Below are 12,500 nucleotides of genomic sequence, written 5' to 3'. Positions count from 1 at the left end.
AGAAAACACGCCGATCCGGCTGCGTTAGCGCACCAAAAAAAAGCAAAACGTTACAAAAATGCATTGCGAGTGATGCAGAGTGACTCGCCGTCAGCACATCGCCTTCTTGCTGATGCAGACAAATGTGGCATCATAAAAAATCCATCAGAGGCGATATGCTTTTCTACGTTAGGGATTGTCATGCCAATCATGCACACGGATGTTTTATCTATAGATTTCCCCTCAACTTTCACATCCATTGAGCAGATAGGACAAGGGGGACTCGGCCAGTACGCCACTGACGATGGCGTCGTTGCGCTAAACATTTACCCGGTGAGTGGGGAACTGCTGCATAAAGTAGAAACGGGGCAGGCAGAGCGATATCGCGCTTTTTGCAGTAAAAGCTATGGCAAACTCATCTGGCTTGAGGAAAAGACGTTAACCCTCGAAAACGACAGTGCATTATTAATGACGGCTGAAGGGATTTACGGCTTTGCCTACCTGTTCGCGTTTATCCGCTTAACGGACACGGTTTGCCTTTTCGCTGGGGGATACTGCCCGCAGGATCAGCGACAAGAACATTTCAAAACCCTAGAAACCGCGCTGCGCAGCCTGCGGATTATCACCACAACCCCAGAGATGGCATTGAGTCACCATCGAAAAGCATTAGGGGAAGAAGAAGCGGGGGCCAACGCAGTTCAGGAAAACAAGATAGAAAAGCAGGAAAAGACAACCGAGACGCCTCCCCCTATGCCCATCGATCCAGCCTTGCACCCGCTGCTGGCGGAGCATTCTCCGTTACGGCGGCACCTTGTGGATGCGCTGCTCTCGGCGGATGCCATCGCCCCTATAGTCCATGCCGTGGCTGGCACCTTACGCAGCAGCGTCGATTTCTATCATGGCGCAGAGGACGATCAGACAGCGCTGGGCAACCACCGACTCGGCGGTCTGCCGGATTTACCCGTCGATATCCCCTACCCTTGCGTCAGCGTCACAGAAGACACCTTGCTCGAATACGAGGAATGCTGGCAAGAAGGTGAAGACGAAAAAGACGAGTGCATTTTCCCTTGGGACGACGTCACACAGAGCTATCGTGTACCGCTGGAATTTATTGCACAGGTAGACTGCTACGCTTTGGCACCGTTGCAAGATTATTTACCGCGCGAAGGCACGTTATTCTTCTTTCTGGAATGTGGAAGCAGCCCTGTAACAACCCGAGGGAAAGTCATCTATGTGCAGGATGCCGCACGTCTGTGCAGCGGCATGCGCTTTGCCGATCTTGCTTTCAATGACGAGAAGACGCTCGGGCAGAAGCCCGCATTCAAACTGCATCCGAGAGCCAGCGTCGCCGTCCCCAGCTTTTACGCATTGCGCCAAAATCCTCATCTTGAAGCCCTATTGTGCTCGCGTATGAGCCTGAAACAGCAGGCCGAGCTGGACAATGATGTATATGACGATGCGCTGTCCCGCCTTGGCTTTGCCCAATATTACGCCTGGCAGTTACGGCAACTGGGGGCATTCAATCTATTACCTAATAGTAAAGCGGCGGAAGAGCAAATCGCCTGGATGGTCGAAAGGGAGATGCTGCCGTCAGACTTTTCGCCTGATGCCCCATTGCCCGAGTATCAGGGCATTGCCCGAATCAACGGCTGTGGCTTCAGCCAGCATGAATTACCCGAGTTGCAGGCAGCACAGAAATTGGGCGGCGAAGCGCAGGACTGGCTGGTGCTGTTTCAGGTCTGTCTGGACGGACAATTTCAGTGGGATGACGGCACGCTGAATTTCATCATTCATCGTACCGACCTTGCAGCCCTACGCTTTGACCGTATATTTCTGGTCTGCGACTACTGAGGATGTGCATGTTGCCAAAGCTAAGTGAGCAATCTTGATAAGCGCGACGACAACCCACAGTGTGCTAATCGTGGTGATTGTCGTCGATGTGGCGTGGTGCAGGCTTAAGACTTGGCGCTGAGTTGCGTGAAGACAGCTTGCAGGGTTGCGGCTTCGTAGGTTGGCGCGATATCCGAATCGTTGGCGGCTCCACCTGCATTGAACCAGCAGCTGTCGATGCCGTAGAGGTTCGCCCCAAGAATATCGGCATCGAGCCTATCGCCCACGATGATCGCCTCGGCTTTTTTGAACGAACTGAACTTGCTGGCGGAGAACTCGAAGAAGCGTGCATCCGGCTTGGCGAAGCCGCAAGCCTCAGAAGTGGCGACAAACGAGAGCCAATCCGCCAGACCCGAGTTCGCCACCCGCTTCGCCTGCACATGCTCAATACCGTTGGTAATAATGCCAACTTCACCAATCTCGGCAAGCGCTTCACAGATCTGAACCGCGCCATCCACCAACACCACGGTCTCAGGCAGGCATTCCAGATAGAGATTGCTCGCTTTGTGGGGATCGATATCGATGCCATGAAGGGAAAACGTGCGCCGAAATCGTTCTACTTTCAGGAGATCCTTGGAGATTTCCCCCTTCTCAAACTCGCTCCATAGCTGGGAATTCTCGCGCTGATAGTCTGCGAACAGGGTCGTATTCTCAATATCGACGCCAAGGTTCGTCAGCGTACGCGCAAACGAAAGACGCTCAGAGGCTTTGAAATCCAACAGCGTGTCGTCAAGGTCAAACAGGAAATGGCGGTATTTCATAAATGTTGGTTACTCTGCATCAAGGAATCACTTCTGACGGAGACGGACTGCGCTGGCTTAGCGGCGGTCAGCGCACGGTTAACCCCCAGAAGCACAACGAGGAATGATAGCGTCAATAGCCCGATCATCACCCACGGAAACGCGCCTGGGCCTGCGCTGCTGAGAAGTAATCCTCCAATGACACCCCCTGAAGCCACCGCAGTGTTCCACGATGTGGTAGACATCGACTGTGCGACGTCCACGGCGTCAGAAGAAAGGTGAGTCATTGCCGTTTGCGTGACGACGGAGAATCCCCCGAAAGAGATGCCCCACATAAAGACTGCCAGAATCAGAATGACCTGTACATCGGACCAAAGGCCCAGAAGGAGCGTCGCCGCGGCGAATAAGAACACCTCAGCAGGGCCGAGACGCTTAAGATTTCCATCAACGATAATGCCTGACAGTACAAGGCCAAAGACCGCACCCGCACCGAAAATGAACAGCACACCGTTGAGCCAGTCCCCCATGGCGGAAGCCACGAGGAAAGGCTCGATGTAAATATACAGAATATTGTGCGTGACGATGTAGGTGAGGATCAGCGCAAGCGTCGCCCCGACGCCACGCTTGGCGGCAACCTGAGGCAGCGATAGCCGTTTATCGGCCGATTCACCCGGAAAATCGGGAGCAAAAAGCGCGATCCAGACCACAAGAAGTACCGCGATAACCGACACGAGTCCAAATGCGCCCTGCCAGCCGATGACTGAACCGAGAAGGCCGCCAATCGGTACGCCGAGAACCAGCGCTGCCGTCGAGCCCGCACCGACAATGGCAATTGCACGCCCGAGTAACCATCTCGGAACCATACGCGAGGCGTACCCGGCCAGCATCGACCAGACCACGCCACCGAACAGGCCTGCAACAAAGCGGGCGGCCAGTGATAAAACGTAGTTGTCTGAAAAGGCGGTCACCGCATTCACGACGGCAAATCCGCTAATCGTGATGAGCAGCAGAGGTTTACGCCGCATGCCGCGCGTCAGCGCCGTAGCAGGAATCGCAGATAACAGCGCCCCCAGAGCAAACGCGGTAATGAACTGGCCGGCCAGACTTTCAGAGACATCAAGACCCGTCGCGATCGAACTGAGGAGCCCTGCCGGCATGATCTCAGTCAGTAAGGTCAGAAACGCGGCTGTCGCAAGTGCGAGGAGCTTTAACACGGGGAGAGACGGGGTTTGGATTCGATTTGCACTCAAAATAATTATTTACCTGTAACACTGGCCTGTCGTAACACACGGAATGGAGTAACACACTAAATTTGGCCATCTGAACAGAGATGATACCATCACATTCTTATACAAACAGGTAACATTGTGCTCAGGGGCGCAATACGCGGTGGGCAAACAATGTTGAGAATCTCTTTCTTTAGTCTCTTTATCAGGTATCTAAAAGCATCGACCGTTCGGCATCCAGACATTTTTGGTCTTAAGGACTTTTCACCGACAGAACTGGTTTCTCAAGGATATGAGTTAGTCGGCGATCCGACCGATTTCCATTTTTATGAGAAGGACTATGTTGTTGGCTACCATAATAAAAAGCTGAATATTGTTTTTAAACGCTATTTTTATCTCGATGAAAATGCCGGAAGCGGCTTCTCAATAGGACGGGGAGCGAGCCTTATTTCTCTTTTGAAATGCTATAAGGCAGTTTGTTTAGCTGATGGGATTGCTGAACCTGCTTTTGATTTTTATTTTTCAGAGGATAAGAAAGAAGGGGCCATGATATTAAGGGACTCCGTAGTCGTTCGCTTTAATCAATGGAGTACAAAAGGACAATATTCGATTGTCACTATTGAGAGTGATTTTAGTGAATCGGCACTATTTAGCCAGGTTTCAACCAATGCAGTTAAAAGCACCCTGCATGCTTATGACTATCATCTACTGCTCTCAAAACCGGCTTCCAGACGTGAACCTAATGCGTTTAGTCGGCTAGCTAACTTTCTTTCGGCTTGAATGGTTTATAATCTATGGTGAAGTTCACACAACTCTGTTTTATAAACGTAAATTGCAGGCAACAACCTGCAATTTACGGTAGAAAATAAAGAATTATTATTTCTTCATTTCAATGCTTTTCATTGCCTCTTTGCTTAGGCCATCCTTTGAACTGCTAATAACGCAATTGTAAGTTTCACTTTCATTAATAACCATAAAAGTGCTCACCGGGTTTTTCATTTTTTTATCAACAGAGAAAATAATATAAGCATTTGGTAAGGAACTAGGTTTAAATGCACCAAACGAGTAGCTATCAGATAAACCGAGAGGGGATAAGTCAGCCGTTAATTCCATGGGTTGCGTACTGTGTGGCGAAGGGAACATGGATTTTGCTGACATCATCATTGACTGGGTATTAATGTTATATTCTGTTGTCACTTTCATACCGACGTATTTTGATTCAGGCATATTCAGCTGTTTCTCACACATCGCATCGTGCTGCGGGCTAGGCGTTCCATTTTGCAGGACAGCATGAATATGTTTTAATTCAACTTGGTCTTTTCCGGTATGTGCTTTTGCCATGTCATCAGCCTGAGCAAACCCACTCATCACCAAGGCTGCCGTTGCTACAACGTGTAAAATAGTGCTATTCATTGCGTTCATTTTTTCAATCCTCTTTTATCTACAGGAAAACCATATGAACCATGCTAACAATCCGTTAATTATTAAATAACTAACCGGGATACTTCATGAAATTTTAAAGGTATTTCCCAGATAAGCTCGGATAGAAAAACAAATCACTGAAAAAGCACGATAATAACCAGCATCATTTTAAATGACGTGATTTTATAAATTCATTCTGGTTATAAACATAGTCAGATTTTGATATTACGTCAAAATCAAACCGACACAAAAAAATAAAATAGAAACAGACATCAGAATAAATATAATCAAGCTAAGTATTTAATAAAATGATTTATCTACGATATCAACGATCAAGGCACAACCCAGAGACATCACTCAGCGTACAGCATGGGTTTCTTACGCGATGAAAAAAGCAGAAAATGTCTAACGGGTTTTATACGTCAAAAGAGAAAAGGATACTGAATCAAAGAAAGAGACTAAAAGATTGGAGCGGGAAACGAGACTCGAACTCGCGACCCCGACCTTGGCAAGGTCGTGCTCTACCAACTGAGCTATTCCCGCATATCGAACAGACACTAACAGGCGTTACGTCTGATTACTGCGCACTGCTTGTATGGTGACAAACAGTGATAAAACTTGGAGCGGGAAACGAGACTCGAACTCGCGACCCCGACCTTGGCAAGGTCGTGCTCTACCAACTGAGCTATTCCCGCCCGGGAAATCTTTACGCGATGTTGAAGTTCTTTAATTGAAATTCTTCATCGGTATGGGGTGCGCATTATACGAGAAATCCGTTTAACCGCAAGCCCCCCAAAATGAAAAATTGTCTGACTGCTGATAAAAAAAACAATACGCTGGCAAAACAGGCGTTATGGCGTAAATAGCAGCAGATCGCTGTGCATCACACCCTACCCGTTTTGCTTCACCGACTACAGTCGCAGAAAGTTCTCACGGTAATAAGCCAGTTCCGCCAGTGATTCGCGAATGTCGTCCATCGCCTGATGCGTACCTTGCTTCTTAAAGCCTGTCAGAATTTCTGGCTTCCAGCGTCGCGCCAGTTCTTTGAGCGTGCTGACATCCAGATAGCGGTAGTGGAAGTAGGCTTCCAGCTCTGGCATATAGCGGAACAGGAAGCGACGATCCTGACCGATGCTGTTACCACAGATCGGCGATTTACCCGCCGGTACCCATTTTTGTAGAAACGCCAGCGTTTCCAGCTCGGCAGCGCGTTCATCCGTGGTGCTGGCTTTGACGCGATCCGTCAGTCCGCTGGCACCGTGCGTACGCACATTCCAGTCATCCATCAGCGCCAGTTGGCTGTCTGACTGGTGCACCGCCATGACCGGCCCTTCAGCCAACACGTTCAAGTTTGCATCCGTCACCAGCGTTGCGATCTCAATAATGCGATCGTGATCCGGGTTCAGACCCGTCATTTCGAGATCGATCCAGATCAGGTTATTTTCATCTACCATCGTGGGAATTCCTGTTGCATTGTGCCCTATCGTCGATACAAGGATACCAGTAACAATCTCAATGCTGATACCGACAAGGTGGTATCAGTTAATTAAAATCAAATAGGGTGTATTATAGTCCGTTCAAACGCGGCGAGCGACAACCCGCTGTCGTGAACGATAAATCGTCTTAAGTGAGGCTCAGTGAGCAAAAAGAAACTGTCGAAAGGTCAGCAGCGTCGGGTTAGCGCAAACCACCAGCGTCGCCTGAAAAAAACGGAAAGCAAAGTCGAATGGGAAGATAGCCAACTGGGCGATGCGCAGGAAGGTATTATCATCAGCCGATTCGGTATGCACGCCGATGTGGAAGCCGCCGATGGCGTGGTGCACCGCTGCAACATTCGTCGGACCATTTCATCGCTGGTCACGGGCGACCGCGTCGTCTGGCGCCCCGGCCATGAATCACTCGCTGGCATCAGCGGGATCGTGGAAGCCGTTCACCCCCGCCATTCCGTCCTGACTCGCCCCGACTATTACGATGGCATTAAACCGATCGCCGCCAATATCGATCAGATCGTGATCGTCTCGGCGATCTTGCCTGAGCTGTCGCTGAACATTATCGATCGCTATCTGGTCGCCTGCGAAACGCTGGAGATCGACCCGCTGATCGTGCTGAACAAAATTGACCTGCTGGATGACAAATCCCGCCAGTTTGTTGATAAACAAATGGATATCTACCGCGCCCTCGACTATCGCGTGCTGATGGTTTCCAGCCATACTCAACAGGGTATCCCTGAACTGGAGCAGGCACTCACTGACCGTATCAGTATTTTCGCCGGACAGTCAGGTGTCGGGAAATCCAGCCTGCTTAATGCGCTGCTTGCTCTGGGTGAAGAACGCATTCTGGTAAATGAGGTGTCTGATAACTCAGGGTTGGGGCAACACACCACCACCGCCTCCCGGCTTTATCACTTCCCGCATGGCGGCGACGTGATCGACTCACCGGGCGTGCGTGAATTTGGTCTGTGGCATCTGGAGCCTGAACAGGTGACGAGTGGTTTCATTGAGTTACGTAAACACATCGGCTCGTGTAAGTTCCGCGACTGTAAACATGAAAACGATCCAGGCTGCGCGATCAATGCCGCACTTGCGCGCGGAGAGATTGCCACAGAGCGCTTTGATAACTATCACCGGATTCTGGAGAGCATGGCGCAAGTAAAAACGCGTAAAGGCTTTTCGGATACAGATAACTGACATTTATCATAACCGTCGCTACAATGCGCCCCCTTTGAGGATAAGTGAATCCGCTTATTCTCTCTGGGCTACCGCTGACAGCACTAAGCTAAGCGTGTTCCCCCAGAAAGCTTGTTTTATGGCGCACTATTAATCCAAGAGGCTCACAGTGCTGGATAATATCAAAATCAAATTACAGTATTGGCTTCCCAAGATCTGGCTGACCCGCTTAGCGGGCTGGGGAGCAAATAAGCGTGCAGGAAAACTCACCAAGCTGGTGATCGATCTGTTTGTCCGCCAATACAACGTCAACATGCAGGAAGCGCAGCAGCCGGATACCGCCTCCTACCGCACGTTTAACGAATTTTTCGTTCGCCCTCTGCGCCAAGGCATTCGTCCTGTCGATCCTCATGCGCACCGTCTGGTGCAGCCCGCTGACGGCGTGCTGTCGCAGTTTGGCCCCATTACCGACGGCAAGCTGATTCAGGCGAAGAATCACGACTACACGCTGGAAGCGTTGCTGGCTGGCAACTATGTGATGGCCGATCTGTTCCGCGACGGCCTGTTTGCCACCATTTATCTTTCTCCACGTGATTATCACCGCCTCCACATGCCGTGCGACGGCGTGCTGCGCGAGATGATTTATGTGCCAGGTGACCTGTTCTCTGTCAATCTGCTGACGGCCGATAACGTGCCGAATCTGTTTGCGCGTAACGAACGCGTCATTTGCCTGTTTGATACTGAATTCGGCCCATTGGCACAGATTCTGGTCGGTGCGACCATTGTCGGCAGCATCGAAACCGTGTGGTCCGGCGTTGTGACGCCACCGCGTGAAGGCATCATCAAGCGTTGGACTTACCCGCAGGCGGGTGAAGAAGGTGCAGTCGTGCTGGCGAAAGGCGAGGAAATGGGTCGCTTCAAGCTCGGCTCAACCGTGATTAACCTGTTTGCTGCCGGCAATAATCTCCAGTTTGCCGCACACCTGAATACCATGAGCGTGACGCGTATGGGCGAACCGTTTGCCGAAGTCCGTCAGGATGAGCAAGCGCCTGTTGTCTTCCCAGAAGGAACCGAACTGGAAGCCAACGACGCCGCACTGTCGCCTGCCGCTGTAACATCTGAGCCAGCTCAGGTTGAGGGACAAAATCCTGCAGCTGATGCAGCCGGCCAGACGGGCCACAAACCCGACGCGCCGTAAATAACGTCCGACTTTAGTCGCTTGTAAGAGTGTTGTTTGTAAAAAGGTAGCTAACGTGCGTCTGATTCTGACTTTTCTTTTGGGATGTTTATTATCAACTGCCGCGTTGGCTGCCACTGCGCCCAATGAGGCGCAGTTACGCCAGCAGCTACAGCAGGCGGAAGCCAACAAAGGTGCAGCCGATCAGGCGAAAGTCATTGAAGAATATCAGGCTGCACTGAACACCCTGCAGGACCGCAAAGAGTCACTGGAGCGCGCCACACAGTATCAGCGCGTCATTGATGATTTCCCTAAGCTGGTTCAAGAGCTGCGTCGCCAGCTGAATGCCGAAGATGGCAAATCGTCGTCTATTTCAGAAAGTCTCTCCAGTAACGATCTCGAACAGCAGTTACTGCAAACCAGCAGCCAGTTGTTGGAACAGGCCCGCCAGCTCCAGCAGGAACAAGATCGGCTGCGTGAAATCAGCGACTCACTGAGCCAGCTTCCGCAGCAGCAAACTGAAGCCAGCCGCATGCAAAACGATGCGGAACGCCGTATTCAGTCTCTCGGTACGCCTGCTACCCCGCTGGGGCAAGCGCAACTCGTCGCGCTTCAGGCCGAATCCGCCCTGCGCAAAAGCCGGGTGGACGAACTGGAGCTGGCACAGCTGTCAGCCAGCAATCGTCAGGAGCTGTCTCGGCTACGTGTCGAACTGTATAAAAAGCGCTACGACAGGATGGATCTGCTGCAACAGGATTTACGCAGCAGACTCAACAACCTGCGCCAGCGTGAAGCCGAACAGGCATTAGAGCGCACAGAGCTGCTCGCCGAACAAAGTGGCGATTTACCTAGCGTCATCAGCAAGCAGCTACAGGTTAATCGCGAGCTCTCCGTCGCGCTGAACCAGCAAGCACAGCGGATGGACCTCATTGCTTCTCAGCAGCGTCAGGCTGCCACGCACACCATTCAGGTTCGTCAGGCGCTGAGCACCATTCGCGAACAGGCACAGTGGCTCGGTGTTTCACCGATATTGGGTGAAACCTTACGGGCACAGATCGCCCGCCTGCCGGAAATGCCCAAGCCTCAGTTGCTGGATAGCGACATGGCACAGCTGCGCGTACAGCGCCTGCACTTTGAAGATCTGATCAACAAACCGCAGGATCCTGATAGCGCCAAACAGGATAACGGCGATCCGCTGACCAGCGAACAGCAGCGCATTCTGGCCGACCAGATGCGAACCCAGCGCGACCTGCTGACCTCACTGATCTCCGGCTGTGATTCGCAAATACTGGAGTTAACCAAACTCAAAGTCGCCAATAACCAGCTGTCGGATGCACTAACCGAAACACGGGAAGCGGCTCATCGTGACCTGTTCTGGGTTGCGGATGTCGAGCCCGTGACGTTCGCTTATCCGCTCAAACTGGTACAGGATCTGACGCGCCTGCTGTCATTAGATACGCTGACGCAGCTGGGTAGCGCGCTGGTGATGATGGTGACCAGCCAGGAAACCGTGCTGCCGCTGCTGGGCGCACTGCTGCTGGTTGGCTTTAGTATCAGCTCTCGTCGTCACTATCATGCGTTTATGGAGCGTGCTAGCAGCCGCGTCGGCAAGGTCACACTCGATCACTTTATGCTGACGCTGCGTACCGTGTTCTGGTCCATCCTTACCGCCCTGCCGCTGCCAGTGCTCTGGGCCGCGCTGGGATACGGGCTACAAAACGCCTGGCCTTATCCGATTGCCGTCGCTATCGGCGACAGCGTGACCGCTACCGTGCCGTTGATGTGGCTGGTTATGATCAGCGCCTCATTCTCGCATCCGCAGGGGCTGTTCATTGTCCACTTCCGCTGGTCGCCGGAGCACGTAGCCAGAGCGATGCGCTACTATCGCCTCTCCATCGCCTTTATCGTGCCGCTGATTATGGCGCTGATTACGTTCGATAAACTCAACGATCGCGAGTTTTCCAGCACGCTGGGGCGGCTCTGCTTCATCCTGCTCTGTATGGCGTTGAGTTTGGTCACCGCTGGGCTAAAACGCGCTGGTATCCCGCTGCATCTGGATAAAGAAGGTTCGGGGGAAAACTCCGTTAACCGTGCGATGTGGAACATCCTGATCGCCATGCCGCTCGTTGCCGCGCTGGCCTCCTGCATCGGCTATTTGGCGACCGCCCAGGCGCTGCTGGCACGCCTGGAAACCTCCGTCTCTATCTGGTTCTTCCTGCTGGTGGTTTACCACATTATTCGCCGTTGGATGCTAATTCAGCGTCGCCGCATCGCTTTCGATCGCGCCAAACAGCGACGTTCAGAAATTCTGGCGCAGCGTGCCAAAGGTGAAGAAGACACGACGTCTGCGTCGTCCCATGAAAGTAGTTCGGAAGCGGTAGAAGAACCCGTCGTCGATCTGGATGCCATCAGCGCCAAATCCTTGCAGCTGGTACGCTCCATTCTGACGCTGATTGCGCTGGTTTCCGTTATCGCGCTGTGGTCGGAAATTCATTCTGCCTTCGCATTCCTGGAAAATATCAGCCTGTGGGATGTCTCCAGCACGGTCAAAGGCGTGGAAAGCGTGCAGGCGATTACGCTGGGATCGGTGCTGATCGCGATTCTGATCTTCATTATTACCGCACAGCTGGTACGTAACCTACCCGCCCTGCTGGAGCTGGCGATCCTACAGCATTTGGATCTGTCGCCGGGCAGCGGCTACGCCATTACCACCATCAGCAAATATATTCTGATGCTGATCGGCTGTCTGATGGGCTTCTCGTTGATCGGGATCGAATGGTCGAAACTGCAATGGCTGGTTGCCGCACTGGGTGTGGGACTCGGATTCGGCTTGCAGGAGATCTTCGCCAACTTTATCTCCGGCCTGATCATCCTGTTTGAGAAACCGATCCGCATCGGCGATACGGTCACGATCCGCGATCTCACGGGTAGCGTCATGCGTATTAATACCCGCGCCACCACCATTTCCGACTGGGATCGCAAAGAGATCATCGTGCCGAACAAGGCATTTATCACCGAGCAGTTTATCAACTGGTCGCTGTCGGATTCGGTCACGCGTGTGGTGATGACGGTGCCAGCTCCGGCGAACGCGAACAGTCAGGAAGTCACGGAACTGCTGATGGACGCAGTGAAGCGCTGTTCGCTGATTCTGGATACGCCAGAGCCCGAAGCTTTCCTGGTTGACCTGCAACAGGGGATTCAGATTTTCGAGCTGCGCGTGTTCGCCGCCGAAATGGGGCACCGTATGCCGCTGCGCCACGAACTGCATCAGCTGATTCTGGAAAACTACCGCAAACATAATCTGGAGCTTCCTTTCCCACCGTTCCAGGTGAAAATGGACAATCTGTCGCGCAGTGGAAAAACGCTGACGCCACGGCAGCGGACGCCGGGCAGCTTATAA

Annotated in this window: 9 protein-coding genes and 2 tRNA genes; 5 read left to right on the top strand and 6 right to left on the bottom strand. The window is 52.2% G+C overall.

The features are described 5' to 3' along the window. Window positions 1-180: 180 nt before the first annotated feature. A complete protein-coding gene (locus QWJ20_RS12690) occupies window positions 181-1,830 on the top strand; it encodes a DUF1963 domain-containing protein (protein ID WP_433992679.1) in 1,650 nt (549 codons plus the stop codon). Window positions 1,831-1,934: 104 nt separating this feature from the next. Here QWJ20_RS12690 and QWJ20_RS12685 read toward each other — a convergent pair whose 3' ends face one another. Both QWJ20_RS12685 and QWJ20_RS12680 read right to left on the bottom strand, forming a co-directional pair. Next, window positions 1,935-2,630, bottom strand: a complete 696-nt coding sequence (locus QWJ20_RS12685; RefSeq protein WP_277517159.1) for a YjjG family noncanonical pyrimidine nucleotidase — start codon at window positions 2,628-2,630, stop codon at window positions 1,935-1,937. After that, a complete protein-coding gene (locus QWJ20_RS12680) occupies window positions 2,627-3,823 on the bottom strand; it encodes an MFS transporter (RefSeq protein ID WP_433992842.1) in 1,197 nt (398 codons plus the stop codon). The genes QWJ20_RS12685 and QWJ20_RS12680 overlap by 4 nt, the downstream gene beginning before the upstream one ends. Window positions 3,824-4,009: 186 nt before the next feature. Between QWJ20_RS12680 and QWJ20_RS12675 the strand changes: the two genes are divergently transcribed. Further along, a complete protein-coding gene (locus tag QWJ20_RS12675; RefSeq protein WP_433992678.1) occupies window positions 4,010-4,615 on the top strand; it encodes a hypothetical protein in 606 nt (201 codons plus the stop codon). Between the two features lie 96 nt (window positions 4,616-4,711). Here QWJ20_RS12675 and QWJ20_RS12670 read toward each other — a convergent pair whose 3' ends face one another. From QWJ20_RS12670 to orn, 4 genes are all read right to left on the bottom strand, one after another. Next, window positions 4,712-5,257, bottom strand: a complete 546-nt coding sequence (locus QWJ20_RS12670) for a hypothetical protein (RefSeq protein WP_095992977.1) — start codon at window positions 5,255-5,257, stop codon at window positions 4,712-4,714. A gap of 467 nt (window positions 5,258-5,724) precedes the next feature. Further along, window positions 5,725-5,800 (bottom strand) — tRNA-Gly (locus QWJ20_RS12665). Between the two features lie 76 nt (window positions 5,801-5,876). Then, window positions 5,877-5,952: transfer RNA gene (locus QWJ20_RS12660), tRNA-Gly, on the bottom strand. Between the two features lie 216 nt (window positions 5,953-6,168). Then, entirely contained in the window at window positions 6,169-6,711 is a 543-nt protein-coding gene (orn, locus tag QWJ20_RS12655) for an oligoribonuclease (RefSeq protein WP_010283124.1), read from the bottom strand. Window positions 6,712-6,894: 183 nt separating this feature from the next. Between orn and rsgA the strand changes: the two genes are divergently transcribed. The 3 genes from rsgA to mscM all read left to right on the top strand — a co-directional run bounded on the left by rsgA (window position 6,895) and on the right by mscM (window position 12,500). Next, complete coding sequence (gene rsgA / locus QWJ20_RS12650; RefSeq protein ID WP_095700722.1) at window positions 6,895-7,944, top strand: small ribosomal subunit biogenesis GTPase RsgA; 1,050 nt, start codon at window positions 6,895-6,897, stop codon at window positions 7,942-7,944. Window positions 7,945-8,092: 148 nt separating this feature from the next. Beyond that, on the top strand, window positions 8,093-9,121 hold the full coding sequence (gene asd, locus QWJ20_RS12645; RefSeq protein WP_095700723.1) for an archaetidylserine decarboxylase: 1,029 nt from the start codon (window positions 8,093-8,095) through the stop codon (window positions 9,119-9,121). 55 nt (window positions 9,122-9,176) lie between these two features. Next, complete coding sequence (gene mscM / locus QWJ20_RS12640) at window positions 9,177-12,500, top strand: miniconductance mechanosensitive channel MscM (protein WP_433992677.1); 3,324 nt, start codon at window positions 9,177-9,179, stop codon at window positions 12,498-12,500.

This window comes from Pectobacterium sp. S5 (assembly GCF_051707265.1).
GTDB classification, from domain to species: Bacteria; Pseudomonadota; Gammaproteobacteria; order Enterobacterales; family Enterobacteriaceae; genus Pectobacterium; species Pectobacterium polare.
The sequence above is the reverse complement of the archived record's forward strand: the minus strand, read 5'-3'. Positions and strand labels throughout refer to the sequence as shown.